This window comes from Panacibacter ginsenosidivorans (assembly GCF_007971225.1).
Classification (GTDB): domain Bacteria; phylum Bacteroidota; class Bacteroidia; order Chitinophagales; family Chitinophagaceae; genus Panacibacter; species Panacibacter ginsenosidivorans.
Window position 1 is genome coordinate 3928205 of sequence record NZ_CP042435.1, and the last position, 21532, is coordinate 3949736.

Here is a 21532-nt window from a genome sequence, read left to right on the forward strand (position 1 = left end):
TTTGAATCACTAAAACAAAAGTGATGAAAGAAAAGAAGCATGAAGGTTCAAATGTAGCATCGGGGTCTGGTTATCATGTGCCGGTTCTCTTCCATGAAAGCCTTGAAGCGCTCAATATAAAACCAAACGGTGTTTATGTTGATTGCACATTCGGCGGTGGCGGTCATAGTCGGGGCATTTTGGAAAAGCTTGGTGCAAATGGAACGCTGATCGCTTTTGACCAGGATGCAGATGCGCAAAGAAATTTACCCGATGACAAGCGGGTGGTTTTTGTGCCTCAAAACTTTCGTCACCTGCAACGCTTTCTCCGCCTCCACAAATTTCCAAAAGTGGATGGTGTACTGGCAGATCTTGGCGTAAGCAGTCACCAGTTTGATGAGGGCGAACGTGGTTTTTCCATCCGTTTCGAAGGCCCGCTGGATATGCGCATGGATAGACGCACAGAACTTACTGCCGAAAAAGTCTTGCTTACTTACACCGAACTGCAACTGCATAAATTATTTGAGCAGTATGGTGAAGTAACCAATTCAAAAACGCTGGCTAAGCATATCGTGCAAAATCGAAAGCAGTCTTCACTAAAGACAATAAATGATTTTCGTGCAATGCTGCATCCGGTGGTAAAAGGCAATCCCAATAAGTATTTGGCGCAGGTTTTCCAGGCGCTGCGTATAGAAGTAAATGATGAAATGGGTGCATTGAAAGAAATGTTGCAACAGTTGCCGCAGGTGTTGAATCCTGGCGCACGGGCAGCCATCATCACCTTTCATTCTATCGAAGACAGGTTGGTAAAGAATTTCTTTAAACAAGGCGGTTTTGATGAAGTAATAGAAAACCCTTTTGTGCAGGAAGAAAAAGAAGTGTTGCTAAAAGTGATCTCTAAAAAACCAATAGTTGCAACAGAAGAAGAGACTAAAAGAAATCCAAGATCAAGAAGTGCAAAATTGAGAATAGCAGAAAGGATATGATATAATTAAAAGAGAAAATTTTTGAGCCCGGCTTTAGTACATGCATTAAACATCGTTGCGTCGCACACTTGTACTGAAGAATAACTGTGAGCTATTAGCTGCGAGCCTTTGCTCGAAGCCCATGGCTCGAAGCTTGTAGCTGAAAAGATTTCCGAACGTACAAGTGAGTGACACAACAGGCGATACCACGGAGAGCAAAAGCTGGTATCAAAAATATCGACATAAAAAATTGAAGAGCGAAAAACAACATACAACGAAACAAAAAGGCCTGCTCCAGAGATGGATAGGTTACGAATGGATCACAAAGAACCTCGTTTTCTTTTTGTTTTTGTCACTGCTTGCAGTGATCTACATAGCCAACGGGCATATGGCCGACAACACTATCAGGGATATTAACAGCACGGCAAAAGAAGTAAAAGAATTGCAGTACGAGTACAAAAGTTTAAAGAGCGAAGCAATTTTTAAAAGCCGTGAAACTGAAGTAGTGCAGGCCGCTACGCCACTTGGTTTAAAGATTTCCACCGAACAGCCCATGCGGTTGACTGTTGATGAGAAATCTGCGAAGTAGATAAGCGAAAAACCAACATACTTAACCTTTGAAGCACCTGGACGTGTGGTTGCTAACCACAAATGAATTTGTAGATGGAAGTAAAACGCGACATACTATGGCGGGTATACATGGCATATATAGCTATTGCAGTTGTATGCGTAATCATTTTTGTAAAGGCGTTTTACATCCAGCAGGTACAAGGTAGCATGTGGCGCGGAATGAGTGATAGCCTGCATTTGAAGATGCAGCCTATAGATGCAGACCGCGGCACTATCTACAGTGATGATGGGCAAATGCTCAGCACCAGTGTTCCGCAGTTTGACATTTATGTAGATTTTGGTGCAGATGGTTTAAGACAAAAAAATGGTGAACTTTTTTACAGGAACCTTGATTCATTAAGTTATTGCCTGGCAGATTTATTCAAGGACAAAACACAAAGTGCATACAAAAAAATATTAAGCACTGGTTATAAAAAGAAAGACCGTTACTATTTACTCAAAAGAAAAGTAAGCTTTCAGGACTATTATAAACTAAGACAGTTTCCGTTAGTAAGGTTAGGAAAGAATACGAGTGGCTTTATAGCAGAGACAAAGAATATAAGATTGAACCCTTATCAATTGCTGGCTTACAGAACAATTGGTTTGGAAAGAGCAAACGCACAAAAAGTAGGATTGGAACAAACGTACGACACAGTTTTGAGAGGCGAAGAGGGAAAGCGTTTGGTGCGATTCATTTCAGGTGGCGTAGCAGTTCCGGTGAATAATGAAAATGAAATTGAGCCGGAGAATGGAAAAGACATCGTGACAACATTGGATACCCGTATCCAGGAAATAGCCGAGAACGCACTTATGAAAATGCTTGTGCAAAGCGAATCGCAATATGGAACATGTGTAGTAATGGAAACGCAGACAGGCCAGGTAAAAGCAATGGCTAACCTTGGTCAGAGACCGGATGGTTCTTATTGGGAAGATTATAATTACGCTTTGCGCGCTACAGAGCCAGGATCTACTATAAAGCTTGCAACATTGTTAGCAGTATTAAGCGAAGGTAAAACATCTATTAATGATCTGGTTGAAGTGGGCAGTACGGGTAATGCATTTGTTGGTGTGCGTAATGTAAATGATGCAGAACGTGCACCTAAACCTGTAATGACAGTAAGAGAATGTTTTGCACACAGCTCAAATGTGGGCATGAGTAAGATTGCTTACAACGCCTTTGGTTCGCAGCCTGATAAGTTTGCAAAATACCTGCACCAGTTAAGGATGGATACACTTACAGGTATTGATTTAAAAGGCGAAGAAAAACCACGCATTGCAAAAACAAAAAGGAATAAAGAAGGGTTGAGTGATATGATCACCATGAGTTTTGGTTATGCGTTGCAGGTTACACCTATGCAAACATTAACGCTCTACAATGCAATAGCCAACAATGGCAAAATGGTGCGCCCTTATCTCGTAAGCAGTATTCAGAGTGATGGTATCGTGTACAGGCAAATTGAACCAGCAGTGATCAATGAGCAGATCGTTGAACCGAGAATTGTAAAAGATGCACAGAATTGCATGAAAGCAGTGGTAACAGAGGGCACAGCAAAATTAATTTTCAGAGATGCTCCTTATACGGTTGCCGGAAAGACAGGCACAGCGCATGTTGCAGATGGTGTACATGGTTACGATGATGGAATTTACCAGGCTTCTTTTGTGGGTTATTTTCCTGCAGACAAACCGCAGTACACCTGCATTGTTGTTATCAAAACAAAACCACATGCACCATTGCATTATGGCGGGCAGTTGTCAGCACCTGTGTTCAAAGAAGTGGCAGATCGTTTATACAGCATGTTCATAAAAGACAATATGCAATATGCAACGGCTACCCAAAATGATAGTATCAATTATATATATGCCGGTGCTGTGAAAGATGTAAAAGAGATCATGCAAACTATTGGTGTAAAGTATAAAGATTCATCAGCAAAGAAGGCACAGTATGCTATGGTTAGTAAAGGAGATACTCAACCGGTTATAAAAACACAGGCTATCAGCAATAAAACAATGCCACAGTTATCAGGTATGACGTTGAAAGATGCAGTGCTTGCCTGTGAGAGCATGGGGTTGAAAGTAAATGTGCAGGGCAAAGGAAGAGTAGTAATACAATCATTATTAGCCGGACAGACTGTTAAGCAAGGTCAGCAGGTAAGTATACAATTGAATTGATTTATGGACCGGGCAACAAAATATCTATGGGGCATCGTTGCGTCGCACTCTTGTACGGTTTGAATATTATGAGACAAAAGCCAGGTAAAGAATTAATAATTGAAATGTTATTACAACAGCATAACAAGATTAAAAAATCTCTCCCCCACCGGGGGAGTAAGGAGGGGGTTTGAAGAAACTGAGCGATATATTATATAAGGTAAGGATACAATCAGTAAACGGTGCCACCGATATATTGGTAAATGATATTCAGATCGATTCAAGAAAAGTTTCACAGGGTTCTGTATTTATTGCTATCAGGGGAGAAAAATTTGACGGGCACGATTTCATTGAAAAAGCAATTGGATTGGGTGTTTCAGCGATTGTTTGCGAAGTAATGCCTTCGACCGTTTTAGAAGGCATTACTTATATCCAGGTAAGCAATTCATCTGAAGCGGCCGGTTATATAGCACACAATTTTTATGATGAGCCTTCGCAAAAATTCAGGCTGATAGGTGTTACGGGAACGAATGGAAAAACAACAATTGCAACAGTTCTTTTCAAGCTCTTTACAGAATTGGGTTACAGGTGTGGTTTGGTAAGCACGGTAGAAAATAAAATTGTTGACAAGATCATTCCAGCTACACACACCACACCAGATGCAATTAGTTTGAATGCTTTATTGCACCAGATGGCTGAAGAAAATTGTAGTCATGTGTTTATGGAATGCAGCAGCCATGCAATAGAACAACATCGCATAACAGGATTGCATTTTGCAGGTGGTTTGTTTAGCAATATCACACATGATCACCTCGATTATCATAAAACATTCGAAGCTTATATAAAAGCCAAGAAAAAGTTCTTTGACGGGTTAGGCAGCGATGCATTTGCCATCTCCAATCTTGACGACAAACGTGGAACTGTAATGCTGCAGAATACTGCTGCAAAGAAGTATTACTACAGCTTAAAAACCATTGCAGAGTTTAAGGGAAAGATATTGGAAAATGCACTTACGGGTTTAATCATGACAGTGAATGATAAAGAAGTGCATTTCCGTTTGATCGGTGAATTCAATGCATACAATCTTCTCGCGGTTTACGGTACAGCAATTTGTCTTGGTGAAAATAGCGAAGAAGTACTGCGTATTTTAAGTATGCTAAATGGCGCAGAAGGAAGATTCGATTACATCATCAGCAATACGCACAACATCATTGGTATTGTTGATTATGCACACACACCAGACGCGTTGGAAAATGTTTTGACAACAATAAAGAAATTAAGAAAAGGTTACGAACATATTATAACCGTAGTTGGGTGCGGTGGTGAGAGAGATAAAACAAAAAGACCTGTAATGGCGCAGATAGCCTGCGATTACAGCGACAAAGCAATCTTTACCAGTGATAATCCAAGAAGTGAAGATCCTGCAGAAATATTAAGAGATATGGAAGCCGGATTGAACAGTGCTGCAAAAAGAAAATCTATTTCTATTGCAGACAGAAGAGAAGCGATAAAAACTGCTGTAAGCCTTGCGAATAAAGAAGACATCATTTTGCTCGCAGGCAAAGGGCATGAAAAATACCAGATTATCAACGGTCAGTATGTAGACTTTGATGATAAGGAGACCTTAAAAGAAATGTTTGATTTGTTGGAGAAATAAGTGCTGATAATTTTCTATGTTATACTATCTATTCACATGGTTGTCTAAAGAGTTTGATTTGAGTGGCGCAAATCTATTCTCTTACATCAGCTTCAGGGCTGCTATGGCGGTAGTATTGTCATTACTTATTGCAACGATTTATGGTAAACGCATGATCAACTTTCTTAAGCGCAAACAGATCGGAGAATCTGTTCGTGATCTTGGTCTTGCCGGTCAGAATGAAAAGAAAGGAACGCCAACAATGGGCGGTATCATTATTCTTTTGTCAATACTTATTCCAACATTGTTGTTCGCAGATCTTGATAAAGTGTATGTCCGCCTGATGTTGCTCTGCACGGTATGGCTTGGTATCATTGGTTTCCTTGATGATTACTTTAAGATCAAAGCGAGAAAGAAAGCACAGGCCAGCGGAGAAAAGTATCAGAAAAAAGACAGTGATGGTTTAGCGGGTGTTTCAAAAATAATTGGTCAGATAGGTTTGGGAATTATTATTGGCGCAACGCTTTATTTTAATGATTCTGTTGTAATGGAAAGAGAGATCATCAATGATAGTACTGTAGCGCCAATAGTTGCAGGAGCTAACACTAACTCAGATACAAATGTTATCACAAGGAAAATTGATGGAGTTGACAGAAAGTTTGCAAGAGTGCATACCCCAATCACAACTATTCCATTTGTAAAAAATCATGAGTTCAATTATGCGCAACTCATTAGCTGGATCGGTCCGGGCGCAGAAGCTTATACATGGATCGTTTACATCATCATCGTAACATTCATCATAACTGCAGTATCGAATGGTGCCAACTTAACAGATGGTCTTGATGGATTGGCTGGGGGCGTGAGTGCCATTATTGGTGCGGCTTTGGGCATATTTGTGTACGTAAGTGGTAACTATGTTTTTGCAGATTACCTCAACGTAATGTATATACCAAACCTTGGTGAGCTCTCGATTTTTGTCGGCGCGTTTGTTGGTGGTTGCATCGGCTTTCTCTGGTACAATGCTTATCCGGCGCAGGTTTTCATGGGTGATACTGGAAGTCTTGCACTCGGAGGTATCATCGCATCACTCGCAATCATTGTACGCAAAGAATTATTGATACCAATTTTCTGCGGCATATTTCTCGTAGAAAATTTAAGCGTGGTTTTACAGGTTAGTTATTTCAAATACACAAAGAAGAAATACGGCGAAGGCAGAAGAATATTTTTAATGAGTCCGCTGCATCATCATTATCAAAAGAAAGGATTTCACGAAAGCAAAATAGCAGTACGTTTTTGGATCATTACCATATTGCTTGTAATCGCATCTATACTTACGTTGAAGATAAGATAAGAAGCCCTGCCCATAAAGGGAGGATAGAATAGAAGGAATATTATGTACTAAGCAATTGAATAAGCATTAAGCTTTCGTTGCGTCGCACTCTTGTACTGATAATCTTTATTCAGCTCAAAAAAGAATAAAGCGTACAAGTGAGTGACACAACGAAGATGAGTAAAGAACAAAAGCTGGTATAAATAGAATAACAAGTGGCAAACAATGGAACAAATAAAAATGCTGATGTTCTCCAAAGCTCCCCTTTAGGGGCGGGGGGGCGTCAACGTCTTGTTATTCTTGGTTCGGGGGAAAGCGGTGTTGGTGCAGCATTGTTAGGAAAACAAAAAGGGTACGATGTTTTTGTAAGCGATGGCGGGATGTTGAAAGCAAATTATAAACAAGAGCTCATTGACAATGGAATTGATTTTGAAGAAGGCGGACATACAACAGAAAAAATTCTGAGCGCAGATGAAATAGTGAAGAGTCCCGGTATTCCTGAAAAGAATGAACTCGTGAAAAAGATAAGAGCAAAAGGAATTCCTATGATCAGCGAGATAGAGCTGGCATATCGTTTTAAAGGTGATAGTAAAATTGTTGCAATCACCGGCAGTAATGGTAAAAGCACAACAACATCTCTCATTTATCACATCTGTAAATCGGCTGGTCTTGATTGTGCATTGGTTGGCAACATCGGTTATTCGTTTGCGAAACAAGTTGCAGAAGATCCAAAGCCATTGTATGTAGCAGAAATAAGTTCATTTCAATTAGACGATATAAAAGATTTCAGGCCGGATATAGCAATACTCTTAAACATAACAGAAGATCATTTAGACAGGTACGATTACAAATTTGAAAATTATATCAACAGCAAGTTTAAGATCATTGAAAACCAACAGCAGGAAGATTATTTCATTTATTGTTTAGACGATGAAGTGATCACGAAACATTTAGAAAACATAAATCTCCAAACTAACCCATTGCCATTTTCTATGAGACAAGAATTAAACAAAGGAGCCTGGATAAAAGGCGACCAGATGATGCTGAAAGTACAGGAAGAACGTATGAGCATGAGTATCTATGATTTTGCATTAAAGGGTAAACACAACCAGTATAACACAATGGCAGCAGGTATTGCAACCGCCACGCTTGGCATACGGAAGGAAAGGATACGTGATTCTATGGCTGACTTTCACAGCCTTGAACACAGGATGGAACATGTGGCAACTGTGCGTGGTGTGGAATTCATTAATGATAGTAAGGCCACAAATATGAATAGTACCTGGTATGCTTTGGAGAGTATGAGAAAACCTACCGTGCTTATTCTTGGAGGCGTTGACAAAGGCAATGATTACAGTGAGATTGAAGAATTGGTTAGAGAGAAAGTAAAAGCAATAGTTTGTTTGGGAATTGATAATACAAAGATTCATGAGGCCTTCAGAATGATAGCACCAGTATTGGATACAGACAATGCGATTGATTGTGTAAAGCAATCTTTCCGTTTAGCAGAAAAAGGAGATGTAGTGTTATTAAGCCCTGCATGTGCAAGCTTTGATCTCTTTAAAAATTATGAAGACCGCGGGAAGCAATTTAAGGATGCAGTAAAAGAATTATAAATTAAATGTTCAACGAAGCGGCAGATAAATTTTTCTCTCAAATGCCTTCTGTAGAAGGTGCAGGTGGACGTTTGCTTACACGTACCCGCGGAGATAAATATATCTGGGGCATTGTTGTAATGCTTGCTATCACTTCGCTGCTTGTAGTGTATAGTGCTACTGGCTCTTTGGCATATAAGATGTATAAAGGAAATACTGAAGTGTATCTGTTCAGGCAATTATCATTTATTGTACTTGGCTTAGCGGTTGTTTATTTTCTGCACCGTGTTAATTATACAATTTATTCAAGAGTATCGCTGATCTTATACCTCATATCAGTTCCGCTCTTATTGTATACTTTATTGTTTGGTGTAGAAGTAAATGATGCAAGCCGCTGGATAAAAGTCCCTGTTATCAATCTTACTATTCAAACAAGTGATTTTGCGAAGCTGGCTTTGTTCATGTATATATCGAGACAGTTAAGCCGCAAACAAAAAGATATAAAGGATTTCAAAAAAGGATTTCTGCCGATCATTATTCCTGTTTGCATCACCTGTGCATTGATCATGCCGGCGAATTTGTCAAATGCATTGCTTACAGGTGCCACATCATTGTTGCTCATGTTCATCGGTCGTGTAAATTTTAAGCATATACTGCTGGTGATAGCAGTTGCAATGATACCGATTCTCATCATCGTAAGTGTGGCTGTCACAACATATGATGCTGATAAAACAGATAACACAAAGGCATCTGAATCATCATTAACTTCTGTAGGAAGGTTTGGTACATGGGTTAGCCGTGTTCAGGATTTTATTTATGCAGGCGATACAGAAATTCCATACCAGGTGCAGCAACAAAATATTGCAATAGCAAATGGTGGTATATTATTTGGTCGTGGGCCGGGCAATAGTTTACAACGCAATTATTTGCCACAGGCTTATAACGATTCCATCTATCCCATCATCATCGAGGAGTATGGATTGTTTGGTGGTGTCGTTATCATTTTTCTGTATCTCGTTTTCCTGTTTCGGTGTATAAGAATTTTCAGAAGATGCCCTTATGCGTTTGGCGCTTTCCTCGCACTGGCATTGAGTTTTACGCTGGTCATTCAAGCCATTGCAAACATGGCGGTAGGTGTAAACCTCATTCCTGTTACGGGTGTTACGTTGCCGTTGGTAAGTATGGGCGGTAGCTCGTTTTTGTTTACCTGCGCATCTATCGGTATTGTGTTGAGTGTTGCAAGAAACTTAGAACAAATGGAAGGGAAAGCAACTGAAAGCGAACAACAAGAATCGACAGTAAATGCATAAGTGCTTATATATTTTTTGAGCCATGCTTAAGAATAAATATTAAACTTTCGTTGCGTCGCACTCTTGTACTGAGGGAAGAAAGGCAACAAGCCAACAAGGTAAAGAGAGGCAATAGGCAAAGAGTTTCTATTTTATTGTTCACCGTTCGTTGTTCACTAAATGTTCCGAACGTACAAGTGAGTGACACAACAGGCGGTGCATAAAGAACAAAAGTTTGTAACAAAATAATAAAGAGACTTCCCTTTTAGGGATGGGGATTAATGGAGACTAACAAAAGCAATAGCAACTCTTCGGAGAACGGGAAGGTAAGGATCATCCTCGCAGGGGGAGGTACCGGCGGACACATCTTCCCGGCTATTGCGATTGCTAACGCGATCAGGAACCAAAGACCGGATGCAGAAATTCTTTTTGTTGGTGCAAAAGGAAAAATGGAAATGGAAAAAGTGCCGCAGGCGGGTTACAATATTAAAGGTCTTGATATTGCCGGGTTTGACAGAAGTTCTTTGTTTAAAAATATATCGCTGCCATTCAAACTTATCAAAAGTTTTTCGCAGGTAAAGAATATCATTAATGAATTCAAACCTGATGCGGCTGTTGGCGTTGGCGGGTATTCAAGCTTTCCTGTGTTGAAGTATGCGCAAAGCAAAGGCATTGCAACTTTTATACATGAGAGTAATTCGTTTGCAGGTAAGAGTAATATGATGCTCGGCAAGAATGCAACAAAGATTTTTGTTGCAGGTGAAGGAATGGGAAAATTTTTTCCTGCAGGGAAGATCATGATTACAGGCAATCCTGTAAGAAGAGCAATTGTAAATTCTACCGCGACAAGAGATGAATCTATCAGATCTTTTGGGCTTGATCCAAATCTGAAAACAATTCTCGCAGTTGGCGGAAGCCTTGGTGCTAGAAGTATTAACGAGATCATGGCGCAGCACGTAAGCGAGTTAGAATCATTAAATCTGCAATTGATCTGGCAAACGGGAAGAGCAACCGCACAAAGGTTTATAGAGCGAGGCAGGCCATCGAAAAATGTATGGGTTAATGATTTTATTCATGATATGGATAAAGCATATGCAGCAGCAGATGTAGTTATCTCAAGAGCGGGTGCAATGAGTGTTGCTGAATTATGTGTGGCAAAGAAGCCAGTGGTATTTGTGCCTTATCCGCTGGCAGCAGAAGATCATCAAACGGTGAATGCGAAATATTTGGTTGACAGGGATGCCGCATTAATGGTTAAAGACAGCGAGGTGAATGCAAAGTTATTTGGGGCTATTACAAGACTTGCAACAGATGAAGCTTTGCAGGAAAAGCTAAAGACAAATATTGCAAAGTATGCTGTAACAAATGCAGATGAAATAATTGCCAAAGAAATATTGGCTTTATTATAAAAGTTAATTAACGAGCCAGATAAAAATTAATGACAGGATTAAAGGACATACAGAAAGTATATTTTATAGGCATCGGCGGAATTGGTATGAGTGCACTGGCTCGTTATTTTATTTCACTTGGTAAAAGAGTAAGTGGTTACGACAGAACAAAAACAGTTTTAACAAGTGAGTTGGAAGCAAGCGGTATCAACATTCATTACGAAGAAAATGTAAACCTGGCTCCAAAAGATATAGATGTGATTGTTTATACACCGGCTATTCCTGCTGATCATAAAGAGTTGGTTTATTACCGGGAGAATAATTACAAAGTTGTAAAGCGTAGCGATGTTTTGCAATGGATAACAGAAGCTGCTTTCAATGTATGTGTTGGTGGTACGCATGGTAAAACAACCATCACAACAATGACGGCGCATATATTACGGGATACCGGTTATGGATGCAATGCATTTCTCGGCGGAATCTCAGCAAACTATAACACGAATTTCTGGAGTAGTGAGAAAAATGTTTGCGTTGTAGAAGCTGATGAATATGATCGTTCTTTTTTAAAGCTGGTGCCGGATATTGCGGTGGTAACAGCCATGGATCCTGATCACCTGGATATTTATGGAACACCGCAGGCTGTAGAAGATGCATTCGTTCAGTTTGCAGGCAGGGTAAAAAAAGGTGGTTGTTTGATCAGCAAATATGGAATGAAGCGAAGTAACGAATTGAAAGCTGATCATCATTATACATACAGTTTTGATAATCCTAAAGCTGATGTGTATGCGACAAATATCGATGTGGAGAATGGAAGTTATAGATATGATGTTATAAGCAAAGGCTGGAAACTGAAGGGTGTGCTATTGCATATGGGTGGTTTGCATAACATAGAAAATAGTATAGCGGCCATCACTGTTGCAAAGTATTTGAAGATAGATGATGAGAAAATAAAAAATGCGGTTGCCAATTTCAAAGGTGTAAAGAGGAGATTCGAGTATGTGTTGAAAACAAGTCGGCATATTTTGATTGATGATTATGCGCATCACCCGGAAGAATTGAAAGCATTAATAAGTGGTATTAGAAGTTTGTTTGTTGACAAAAAATGTATGGTGATATTTCAACCACATTTATACAGCCGAACAAATGATTTGGCAAAAGAGTTTGCGCAAAGTCTTGACATGGCAGATGAAGTAATTCTTTTACCAATATATCCGGCAAGAGAATTACCAATGCCGGGTGTAGAAAGTGAATTGATCTTAGACAATATGCAGTTGCCACAAAGGCAGGTACTGACTAAAGAAGTAATGCTTGATTGGGTAAAGATGCATAAACCAGAATTGGTTGTAATGTGTGGAGCAGGAGATATAGATACATTATTGGAACCGGTGAAACAAATACTTGAAACGGATTAAACGTATTTCAAAATCCCTCTCCTTAAGGAAGAGGGATTTAGGGAGAGGTTAATATGTGGAAGAAGCGACTACAAATGGTTCTGTGGATTGTGCTGGGTGTGGGCACCTGCACCTTGCTGGTAGCAGCTATGCAAAAGAAAGATTCAAAAACATGCACAGGCATTGATATAAAAATTGAAGGCGCGTATGATCATGTGTTTGTTGATGACAAAGTTGTAATGAAAGTGTTGCAGAAGAATGGTGCAGGTAAAGGGAAAGAAACAAACGATGTAGCATTAAGAAGTATAGAAGATGAGCTTGAAAAAAATGCATGGATAAAAAAAGCAGAATTGTTCTTTGATAATACACAGGTGCTGCATGCAATGATCGAAGAGCGTGAACCACTCGCAAGAATTTTTACACTCGCAGGTAGTTCATTTTATATCGATAGTAGCTGCAAGCGTTTGCCATTGAGTGATGAGCTTTCTGCACGTGTGCCTATGTTCACTTCTTTTCCATCAGATAAAATGAAATTGTCGAAGCCGGATAGTTTGTTGATGGATGATGTAAAACATATTGCACAATACATTCAGCAGGATAGTTTCTTACTGGCGCAGGTGGCACAGATAGATATTACGCCGCAACGTACTTATGAAATAACGCCTGTGTTGGGAGATCAGCTTATAAAGATTGGAAATGCCGATGATCTTGAAGAGAAGTTTGAAAAACTAAAAAGTTTTTACAAACAGGTTTGGGTAAAAACTGGTTTTGAAAAATATGAGACAATAGATGTGCAGTATAGTGGTCAGGTGGTTGCGGTAAAACGTGGCAGTGGTAAAGTTTACATGGATACAGCGGCTGCGGTAAAACAATTTGCCAATACCATGAAAGAAATGCAGGCGGTTATGAATGATACAGTGTTCGCGGCAGCAATGCCAAAACCTGCTGTGGTAAAGGATTCTGTGATAACAACAACGGATAAGAAAGTAATGACAAATAAAAAACCTGTAGTAGTGCAAAAGAAAACAGTAAAGCCTGCAGCAGATAAGAATAGGCCAAAGGCAGTTTTGAAGAAGCAGTAAAATGGATTTCGTTAAGCTCTTTTTGATACCAGCTGTAGTGCATGCATTAAGCATCGTTGCGTCGCACTCTTGTATTGAAGAATAGCTATGAGCTATTAGCTGCGAGCCACGAGCAAAAAAGAAGCTCGAAGCTCAGAGCTCGCCGCTCACAGCTCAACAGTACAAGTGAGTGACACAACAGGCGATGAGTAAAGAGATACAGCTAAGTACAAAATTTTAATTCGTAAACCGTAGAAAATTTTTATAAACAACAAACAACTAAAACACATATCTATGAACCAGGGCACAAATGTTTCGGTGACACTTCCGAAGAATGAACACGATAGTTCGGAGTCACCTATCATCGTTGGTCTTGATATCGGTACCACTAAGATTGCAGCTATTGCAGGAAGAAAAAATGAGTTCGGCAAACTTGAGATCCTCGGGTTTGGTCGTGCCAACAGCAACGGCGTACAACACGGACAGGTATTGAATATTGATCAAACGATCAAAGCCATTCAACAGGCTTTATTGAATTGCGCAGAAAGCAATCCTGATCTTGAAATTAATGAAGTGTATGTAGGCGTTGCAGGGCATCACATCAAAAGTTTGCAAACCCGTGGTGATATTGTAAGACAAGATCCTGAGATCGAGATCAAGCAACACGAGATCGATCAGTTAGTCGAGAATCAAAGAAAAACTTTTATTCCTGCAGGTGATCAGATCATTGATGTGATTGCGCAGGACTTTCATGTAGATAATTTTCAAAATATTAAAGATCCTGTTGGCTACAATGGCGTGAAAGTTGGTGCAAACTTCCACATCATTACAGGAGATAGAAATGCGATCCGTAATATCAATCGTGCAGTTGAAAGAAGCGGGCTAAGAACAAAAGATTTAGTGTTGCAACCACTTGCATCATCAAGCGCAGTAATGGGTGATATTGATATGGAAGCCGGTGTTGCTATTCTTGATATTGGTGGTGGTACGAGTGATCTCGCTGTGTTTTATGAAGGCACATTAAGACATACAGCAGTGATACCATTTGGTGGTGAGAACATCACAAATGATATACGTATGGGACTTGGTGTATTAAAAAGTCAGGCGGAAGCAATGAAAGTGCAGTTTGGTTCTGCAATTGCTAGCGAAGCAAAAGCAAATGCTTTCATTACCATTCCTGGTTTAAAAGGAATGCCTGCAAAAGAGATAAGCGTAAAAAATCTTGCAAACATTATACAGGCAAGAATGGGCGAGATACTGGATTTTGTAACATATCATTTAAAACAGGTTGGTATGGATAACCGTGCATTAAATGGTGGTATAATCCTTACCGGTGGCGGTTCTCAACTGAATCATTTATTGCAGTTAACAGAATATATCACAGGTTTAAGTGCAAGAATTGGTTTACCTACGGAGCATCTTGCGCCTAACCATATTGATGAATTAAGAAAGCCCATGTATTCAACATGTATCGGTCTTATATTAAAAGGATACAGTGATTATGAAAATAAACGCAAAGAGTTTGATAGCCGTTTCAAAAAAGTACATGTGCCTGAAACATTGAAGAGCGGAACAATGGTTGCAGAAACAGCAGCATTTGCAACAACAGATATGGTTGACACGAAGAAAAGAAAAGGACTTAATAATTTCTGGGACAAATTTAAAGATGGCATTATTGATCTCTTTAAAGAAGAAGGCGATATGGAAATAAAATAGCTATAAGCAATGGTTTTGCCTATAGCTAAAGCTTAAGGCATAAAGCTTCAAAATTTACTTACTTACCCAAACACATAAATTCAAAAGCATGATACATTTTGATCTGCCGAAGCAAAAGTCATCCATCATCAAAGTACTTGGTGTAGGTGGCGGTGGTAGCAATGCAGTAAATTACATGTTCGCCCAGGACATTGAAGGTGTAGACTTTATAATATGTAATACAGATGCCAAGGCATTAGAACAAAGTCGTATACCAAACAAGATTCAGTTGGGGCCACATCTTACGCAAGGTCTTGGTGCAGGTGCAAATCCTGAAGTTGGTAAACAGGCAACAGAAGAATCTTTGGAAGAGATTCGCCGCATACTTGAAGTGAATACCAAGATGGCATTCATTACTGCAGGTATGGGTGGTGGCACGGGAACCGGTGGTGCACCAATTATTTCCAAGATCTGTCGCGATCTTGGAATACTAACCGTAGGTATTGTTACCACACCATTTGGTTTTGAAGGTCCACGCAGGCTTAGACAAGCAGAAGAAGGCATTCGCCAGATGCAACCGTACGTAGATACTTTGCTTGTTATCAGCAATGATAAATTACGTATGCAATATGGTAATTTAAAAATGACCGATGCATTTGGTAAAGCTGATAATGTATTGGCAACTGCAGCAAAATGTATCACAGATATCATTAATAGTAAAGGCACGATCATCGTTGACTTTGCCGATGTATGTACGGTAATGAAAAATGGTGGTGTTGCAATTCTTGGCAGCGCAACCGCAGAAGGCGAAGACCGTGCACAACTTGCTATTGAAGAAGCATTAAGCTCTCCGTTACTGAATGATAATGATATTCGTGGCGCTAAATGGATATTGGTAAATATCAACAGTGGTGATGGTCAGCATGAATGTACCATGGATGAATTTGAAGTGATCAATAATTATTTGCGCACACAAAGTGGCGAAGATGCTGATCTTATTATTGGAACAGGTTATGACAACACGCTTGGTAATAAAATAGGCATTACCATTATTGCAACAGGTTTTGAATATAAAGATCCTTTTGCAAAGAAGGCAACTGTTACAGAAACAAAGAAAGTGCAGGCTGAGCCAGAGAAAATCGTTTTGCAGCTAGATATTGAAGGAATAGAAAAGAAAGTGCAACCACAACCTCTAAAGGCAGTTGTTGAAGAAAAGAAAGAAGATGTGTATGCACCGCAGTTAACAGAAGAAGAGCCAAAACCTGTTTCCGTAATTCTTCCTTTTGCAACACAGACTAATGTTAAAGAAGAACCCGCAATGGTTGAAAGTAAAGAGCCTTTGCATTTCGAACTTGCTGTAGAAATTACAGAACCGGTTGCCGCACCAAAACAGGAAGAAATTAAGCCAGTGCCGGTTGCAGAAGTTCCAGCAATGAAATACACAGAAAAAATTCCAGAAGAACCTGTAGGTAAACCTGTTGTTGCTGCAGGCCCGTTCTTAAGCAGGCCAAGTAATATTTATGCAGATGCGCAAACTGTAAAGGAAACGCCTTCGCAACCGGTAATGCAAACGCCGGAACCAAAAATTGAAATAAAGCCACAGCCTGTTATGGAACCAGAGCAACCGAAAATGTTGTTCCGTGAAGAACCTGCAGATGAAGAAACCAATTTCCGGTTTGTGGTAAAAGAAGAACCAGTAAATACAGCAGCGCAACCCAGGTTTATTTCTGAAGCTGAGTTGAATAATGAACCCTTGAATGAAGAAGAAGAACAAAAGAAGCGAGCCGCTGAACGCATCAATAAATTACGCAACCTCTCTTTCAACATGAATTCTGCGGAGGCAAACGGCGAGTATGATAATGTGCCCGCTTATGTTCGCAGAAACATGGAGCTGTTTGGAAACACCCTTACTTCTGTTGAACAATTTTACAGCAAGTACACAGTGAAAAAAGATGAAAATGAAGAAACGCAGATCTCAACGATCAATACCTTCCTGGACGGGAAAAAACCAGATTAGACAGGACTTATGATTCTATCGTGTTTTTAGTTGTTATTCCCCTGGCGTATGTCGGGGGAATTTTTTTGTATATCAAGCTGCAGTGCTTTTGGCATCGCCTGTTGTGTCACTCACTTCGGCGTCCGGAGCATTTATCTGCAAAGTGAAAAGTGAAAGGTCAAAAGTCAGGGTAAAATATTTTCACCTTTTACTTTTGACCTTTCGTCTAATGATTCATGCTTTGCAGTACAAGTGTGCGACGCAACGAAAGCTTAATAGCAGCACTGCGGCTGAGTACAATAAACTAACCTTTAGGTTTTACTTCATCTACAATTACTGCAGATAATCCGCCTTTGTCAGAAAGCGTACCTGTAACAGTTATTTGTTCGCCTGCATGTGTTTTTGCCTGGGCATATGCATCTTTCTTATCATGATTTTCTACCAACAGGTAAACTTTACCATCACTTGTAAGAAGACCCATGGGTGAGCCACCCTTTATGCAATCTGTGGCACAGGACTTGTGTCCTTCGCCACTTGCACCCATTGCAGAATAACAAGCCATATCCAGTACTTCACCGGAAACTGTCATTGATTTTTTCTCCTGAGCAAATGAAGTAAGCGAAGCAAAGCAAACTGATACAGCAAGCAATAAGAAACTTTTTCTGAAATTGTTTGTTTTCATAATAAATATTTTTAATGATAAAGAATTGCAGGGTTAGCAAATTGAAGACCATAAATGTATGAAATTTTGGTTGTAATGCAATGCCCTCCATTTCTTTCTTATTAAGTTTGTTATTATATTAAAAAAGACGAATGAAAACGGTACTTATAACAGGCGGAACAGGTTTGATAGGTAAAGCGCTTACTGCAATGCTTATCAGCAAAGGATATGAAGTAATTATTTTGTCACGCTCAGCCAGAACATCTGATCATAAATCTGTGTCTTATGCATCTTGGGATGTAGAAAAAGATGCAATAGATATCGCGGCAATACAAAAAGCAGACTATATCATCCATCTTGCGGGTGCCGGTGTTGCAGACAAAAGATGGACAAAAAAACGCAAGCAGGAAATTCTACAAAGCAGAACGAAAAGCGGTGAGTTACTGATAAAGACATTGAGGGAAAATGAGAATAAAGTAAAAGCTTTTATAAGCTCATCTGCAATAGGCTGGTATGGCCCTGATAACGATGCATCATTAAAAACCGGGTTTAAGGAAGATGCGCCTTCTTCTGATGATTTTCTCGGCAACACCTGCCAGCAGTGGGAGCAAAGTACAAAGCCAATGGAAACGCTCGGAAAACGATTGGTTTATCTGAGAACAGGAATTGTGTTGAGCAACGATGGTGGCGCATTAAAGGAATTCAAAATGCCTGTTAAATTTGGCATTGCGGCTATTCTTGGTGGGGGTAAACAAATGATCAGCTGGATACATATTGAAGACATTTGCAGAATGTATATATATGCGTTGGAAAACGAGATCAATGGTATATTCAATGCTGTTGCGCCAAAACCTGTAAGCAATAAAACACTTACACTACAACTTGCAAAAAAAATGAGCGGCAGTTTCTTTATTCCCATTCATGTACCTGCATTTGTCTTAAAAATTGTATTGGGCGAAATGAGTATTGAAGTTTTAAAAAGCGCTACAGTAAATGATGATAAAATCAGGAACGAAGGGTTCCGTTTTGTATTTCCTTCTATTGAAGCTACGCTGAATGATCTTATAAAAAAATGAATTGCTCAATCTATGCAGTATTGATGAACGTAATGCGACGCAAGGATGTTTAACCGGAGTTACTGCAGCCTGTAACAAAAAAAAATTACAGATCGGCTGTCTCAAATTTTCTTTTGCTGATAAAAAAATAAACAGAGAGATAAATGCATACCAATACAAGCTGCAGCGGCACATTTACGGTTGTGTTGGATATTTGCTGTTGTATTTTTTCAAAGACCGGCAATGGCAACAGGTCATCACTGCTTTGGATGGGGAGATAACTGCCCCAGTTATCAAAATAATAATTCAGTATACGCATCAACACATTTTCAAGTATGATAGTGTAAAGAAAAAATACACCCAGCGATATACCACTTCTTTTAAACAACAATGCCACCAGTATAGCCAGCCAGCAATAACTTAACGCATTTAGAAAAAAATAAAAGAGATATTGTGTGTTTTCAAAACTAAAACTGTTGGAAGCTTCGGTAATACCGAATACCATCCCGGTTAAGAAAACAAAAACGGTAGACACCAATGCAACTATCAATCCGCAAATAAGTTTTGTGACGATAAATTCTGATCTTGTAACGCCATCTATGATATTTTGCCTGTGCGTTTTAAAAGAGAATTCATTGGTAACAGAAATGATCATGATAAGACCGGCGATGAACAAAAGATAACTGCTTACATAAGACGTCATAATCCACACTTTTGGAAAAGCAAAGGGCGGGCCACCAAGAAACATATTGGCTATATCACCTGTTTTCTGGTCGTGGTAAATTTTATATTGAATAGCGTAAACGATATAATTAATGCCTGCAATGCTGGAAAGGTACAGTGCCGAAAGAATCCAGAAGGTTCTGTAATTCTTTACTTTCAGCCATTCTATTTTTAATAATTGCAACATGCGTTTTATTTGTTGGTAAGTTCAAGGAATTTTGTTTCAAGACTTTTCTTTTTCAATTGGAGGTGATTCAACACAACACCATTATTAAAGCAATGTGTGTTAATCGTTTCAAGATTGGCTGTACCAGTTTCAAAAAATAACTGCAGGTAATTTTTTTGCTTTTTTATCTCTTTATATCCGTTCATTGAAGACAATACATTTTCAAGCAACTGCATATTTGTTGCACCAACTTCCACGATGTCTTCATTCACCAATACTTCATCTACATTGCCCGCAGTAATAAGATTGCCAAATTTTAAAATGGCAACATGCGTACAAACTTTTTCCACTTCATCCAACATATGACTTGCCATAATAATCGTCTTACCTTCTTTAGCAAGATTTTTTATCAGCTCTCTTATCTCCGCAATACCAACAGGGTCAAGGCCATTTGTAGGCTCATCAAATACCAGCACTTCTGGATCTCCCAGCAAGCAGGATGCAATAGCCAACCTTTGTTTCATGCCCAAAGAATACGTGCTGAACTTGCTGGCTCTTCGCTCATACAAATTCACTTTCTGCAATACACTATCTATTTGTTCAAAACCTTTTCCTTTTATCTCTGCAGCAATGCGCAGGTTTCTTTCAGCAGATAAGTAATGATAAAAATTTGGCGTCTCCAGCAGTGTGCCAATGCGCCTGCGCATAGCTGCAGTTGGCGGCTGTCCCATAAAAGTAAAAGTTCCCGCACTTGCTTTAAGAATATCCATCACAATGCCCAGCATGGTTGTTTTGCCGCTGCCGTTCGGACCGAGTATGCCAAACACGCTTCCTTCCGGTACTGAAAACGAAACGTTGTTCAATGCACAAATGCGGCCATAATATTTTGTAATGCCATTCAGCGTTAATACGTCCACTGTAAAAATTTTACGAAAATTACTGCATTATCACACATGCATTATTATTCTTTTTAAAAGGCATAATCGTAATTATAAAAGGAAATTTTTGTATGTAGCAGGCTTTTAGTTCTTTGGGTATCGCCTGTTGTGTCACTCACTTGTGCGTTCGGATCGTGAATCGTCAATGGTGAATGGTCAATAAATTGCACAATGGTTTTATTCATCATTGACCACTCACCATTCACCAGTACAAGAGTGCGACGCAACAGAAACCTGAAGTTTATTCTTGGCCTGGTTCAAAATAATTCTTACTACTCATTCATGATTCATGATTGACCGTCGATTTTCGTTAAGTACATTTGTATGTTATTGTTATGGCAATCTCTAAAAGCAATATTATTCTTGGCATAGATCCCGGTACAGTGGTAATGGGCTATGCTATTATTGAAGTAAATGGCAGTGTTATAAAGATCCTTTGTATGGATGTATTAAAGCTTGGCTCGGTAAAAGATATTTATGAGCGACTTGAAATGATACATACTAAAGTAAATTTGTTAATTACGCAATACAAGCCACACACATTTGCTATTGAAGCGCCTTTCTTTGGTAAGAATGTACAAAGCATGCTAAAGCTTGGAAGAGCGCAGGGCGTGGCTATTGCAGCAGCAATGCAGGGAAGAATAAATGTTACGGAGTATTCACCAAAAAAAGTGAAGCAATCGATTACCGGTAATGGTAATGCAGCAAAGGAACAGGTTTGGAAAATGTTGCAGCAAACTTTGAGTATTGAGGAAAGGCCGCAATACTTTGATGCGACGGATGCGCTTGCGGTTGCGCTGTGTCATCATTATCAAACCTCATCCCCGATAGGTAAGCTTACAAAGAGTTTTAAAGGTTGGGAAGATTTTATTTCCAGGAACCAGGAGCGCATCCTCAAAAAATAATT

The 21532-nt window shown here is 39.5% G+C and carries 18 protein-coding genes; 14 read left to right on the forward strand and 4 right to left on the reverse strand.

What is annotated here, in order from left to right:
- The first annotated feature begins 23 nt into the window (after positions 1-23).
- The 12 genes from rsmH (at position 24) to ftsZ (ending at position 17103) form a co-directional block, all read left to right on the forward strand.
- The gene (gene rsmH / locus FRZ67_RS16480; protein WP_147191238.1) at positions 24-965 is read left to right on the forward strand and encodes a 16S rRNA (cytosine(1402)-N(4))-methyltransferase RsmH; all 942 of its coding nucleotides are present in this window, start codon (positions 24-26) and stop codon (positions 963-965) included.
- Between the two features lie 163 nt (positions 966-1128).
- Positions 1129-1533, forward strand: a complete 405-nt coding sequence (locus FRZ67_RS16485) for an FtsL-like putative cell division protein (protein ID WP_225975372.1) — start codon at positions 1129-1131, stop codon at positions 1531-1533.
- 110 nt (positions 1534-1643) lie between these two features.
- Positions 1644-3722: a PASTA domain-containing penicillin-binding protein gene (locus FRZ67_RS16490; RefSeq protein ID WP_225975373.1), complete on the forward strand. Its 2079-nt coding sequence runs from the start codon at positions 1644-1646 to the stop codon at positions 3720-3722.
- Positions 3723-3891: 169 nt separating this feature from the next.
- Positions 3892-5358, forward strand: coding sequence for a UDP-N-acetylmuramoyl-L-alanyl-D-glutamate--2,6-diaminopimelate ligase (locus FRZ67_RS16495; RefSeq protein ID WP_147191242.1), 1467 nt, complete (start codon positions 3892-3894; stop codon positions 5356-5358).
- Between the two features lie 16 nt (positions 5359-5374).
- Positions 5375-6688, forward strand: coding sequence for a phospho-N-acetylmuramoyl-pentapeptide-transferase (mraY, locus tag FRZ67_RS16500; protein ID WP_147191244.1), 1314 nt, complete (start codon positions 5375-5377; stop codon positions 6686-6688).
- 194 nt (positions 6689-6882) lie between these two features.
- The gene (gene murD / locus FRZ67_RS16505; RefSeq protein ID WP_147191247.1) at positions 6883-8283 is read left to right on the forward strand and encodes a UDP-N-acetylmuramoyl-L-alanine--D-glutamate ligase; all 1401 of its coding nucleotides are present in this window, start codon (positions 6883-6885) and stop codon (positions 8281-8283) included.
- 5 nt (positions 8284-8288) lie between these two features.
- The gene (locus tag FRZ67_RS16510) at positions 8289-9572 is read left to right on the forward strand and encodes an FtsW/RodA/SpoVE family cell cycle protein (RefSeq protein ID WP_192903878.1); all 1284 of its coding nucleotides are present in this window, start codon (positions 8289-8291) and stop codon (positions 9570-9572) included.
- A gap of 260 nt (positions 9573-9832) precedes the next feature.
- The gene (gene murG, locus FRZ67_RS16515; protein ID WP_147191249.1) at positions 9833-10960 is read left to right on the forward strand and encodes an undecaprenyldiphospho-muramoylpentapeptide beta-N-acetylglucosaminyltransferase; all 1128 of its coding nucleotides are present in this window, start codon (positions 9833-9835) and stop codon (positions 10958-10960) included.
- Between the two features lie 29 nt (positions 10961-10989).
- Positions 10990-12351: a UDP-N-acetylmuramate--L-alanine ligase gene (murC, locus tag FRZ67_RS16520; RefSeq protein ID WP_147191251.1), complete on the forward strand. Its 1362-nt coding sequence runs from the start codon at positions 10990-10992 to the stop codon at positions 12349-12351.
- 74 nt (positions 12352-12425) lie between these two features.
- Complete coding sequence (locus tag FRZ67_RS16525; RefSeq protein WP_147191253.1) at positions 12426-13412, forward strand: cell division protein FtsQ/DivIB; 987 nt, start codon at positions 12426-12428, stop codon at positions 13410-13412.
- A gap of 273 nt (positions 13413-13685) precedes the next feature.
- A complete protein-coding gene (gene ftsA, locus FRZ67_RS16530; RefSeq protein ID WP_147191254.1) occupies positions 13686-15107 on the forward strand; it encodes a cell division protein FtsA in 1422 nt (473 codons plus the stop codon).
- Between the two features lie 88 nt (positions 15108-15195).
- Positions 15196-17103 carry a cell division protein FtsZ gene (gene ftsZ, locus FRZ67_RS16535; protein WP_147191255.1) on the forward strand — a complete coding sequence of 636 codons (1908 nt, stop codon included), beginning with the start codon at positions 15196-15198 and terminating at the stop codon, positions 17101-17103.
- 283 nt (positions 17104-17386) lie between these two features.
- On the opposite strand, the gene FRZ67_RS16540 is transcribed toward ftsZ, so the two are convergent.
- Positions 17387-17764, reverse strand: coding sequence for a hypothetical protein (locus tag FRZ67_RS16540; RefSeq protein ID WP_147191256.1), 378 nt, complete (start codon positions 17762-17764; stop codon positions 17387-17389).
- Positions 17765-17895: 131 nt separating this feature from the next.
- On the opposite strand from FRZ67_RS16540, the gene FRZ67_RS16545 reads away from it, so the two are divergent.
- The gene (locus FRZ67_RS16545) at positions 17896-18819 is read left to right on the forward strand and encodes a TIGR01777 family oxidoreductase (RefSeq protein ID WP_147191258.1); all 924 of its coding nucleotides are present in this window, start codon (positions 17896-17898) and stop codon (positions 18817-18819) included.
- An 85-nt stretch (positions 18820-18904) separates the two neighbouring features.
- On the opposite strand, the gene FRZ67_RS16550 is transcribed toward FRZ67_RS16545, so the two are convergent.
- Genes FRZ67_RS16550 through FRZ67_RS23445 form a run of 3 tightly spaced genes read right to left on the reverse strand, consistent with a single transcriptional unit; the run spans position 18905 to position 20852 of the window.
- Positions 18905-19708, reverse strand: coding sequence for an ABC transporter permease (locus tag FRZ67_RS16550; RefSeq protein WP_147191261.1), 804 nt, complete (start codon positions 19706-19708; stop codon positions 18905-18907).
- A 5-nt stretch (positions 19709-19713) separates the two neighbouring features.
- Positions 19714-20604, reverse strand: a complete 891-nt coding sequence (locus tag FRZ67_RS16555) for an ATP-binding cassette domain-containing protein (protein ID WP_147191263.1) — start codon at positions 20602-20604, stop codon at positions 19714-19716.
- Positions 20605-20657: 53 nt separating this feature from the next.
- Positions 20658-20852 carry a hypothetical protein gene (locus FRZ67_RS23445; RefSeq protein ID WP_158638387.1) on the reverse strand — a complete coding sequence of 65 codons (195 nt, stop codon included), beginning with the start codon at positions 20850-20852 and terminating at the stop codon, positions 20658-20660.
- 108 nt (positions 20853-20960) lie between these two features.
- Between FRZ67_RS23445 and ruvC the strand changes: the two genes are divergently transcribed.
- Positions 20961-21530, forward strand: a complete 570-nt coding sequence (ruvC, locus tag FRZ67_RS16560) for a crossover junction endodeoxyribonuclease RuvC (RefSeq protein WP_192903879.1) — start codon at positions 20961-20963, stop codon at positions 21528-21530.
- Positions 21531-21532: the final 2 nt, after the last annotated feature.

Coding starts and splice junctions, on each gene's coding strand:
- rsmH (WP_147191238.1), top strand. CDS start 24: ATGAAAGAAAAGAAGCATGAAGGTTCAAATGTAGCATCGGGGTCTGGT.
- FRZ67_RS16490 (WP_225975373.1), top strand. CDS start 1,644: ATGGCATATATAGCTATTGCAGTTGTATGCGTAATCATTTTTGTAAAG.
- mraY (WP_147191244.1), top strand. CDS start 5,375: ATGTTATACTATCTATTCACATGGTTGTCTAAAGAGTTTGATTTGAGT.
- FRZ67_RS16510 (WP_192903878.1), top strand. CDS start 8,289: ATGTTCAACGAAGCGGCAGATAAATTTTTCTCTCAAATGCCTTCTGTA.
- murG (WP_147191249.1), top strand. CDS start 9,833: ATGGAGACTAACAAAAGCAATAGCAACTCTTCGGAGAACGGGAAGGTA.
- murC (WP_147191251.1), top strand. CDS start 10,990: ATGACAGGATTAAAGGACATACAGAAAGTATATTTTATAGGCATCGGC.
- FRZ67_RS16525 (WP_147191253.1), top strand. CDS start 12,426: ATGGTTCTGTGGATTGTGCTGGGTGTGGGCACCTGCACCTTGCTGGTA.
- ftsA (WP_147191254.1), top strand. CDS start 13,686: ATGAACCAGGGCACAAATGTTTCGGTGACACTTCCGAAGAATGAACAC.
- ftsZ (WP_147191255.1), top strand. CDS start 15,196: ATGATACATTTTGATCTGCCGAAGCAAAAGTCATCCATCATCAAAGTA.
- FRZ67_RS16540 (WP_147191256.1), bottom strand. CDS start 17,764: ATGAAAACAAACAATTTCAGAAAAAGTTTCTTATTGCTTGCTGTATCA.
- FRZ67_RS16545 (WP_147191258.1), top strand. CDS start 17,896: ATGAAAACGGTACTTATAACAGGCGGAACAGGTTTGATAGGTAAAGCG.
- FRZ67_RS16550 (WP_147191261.1), bottom strand. CDS start 19,708: ATGTTGCAATTATTAAAAATAGAATGGCTGAAAGTAAAGAATTACAGA.
- ruvC (WP_192903879.1), top strand. CDS start 20,961: ATGGCAATCTCTAAAAGCAATATTATTCTTGGCATAGATCCCGGTACA.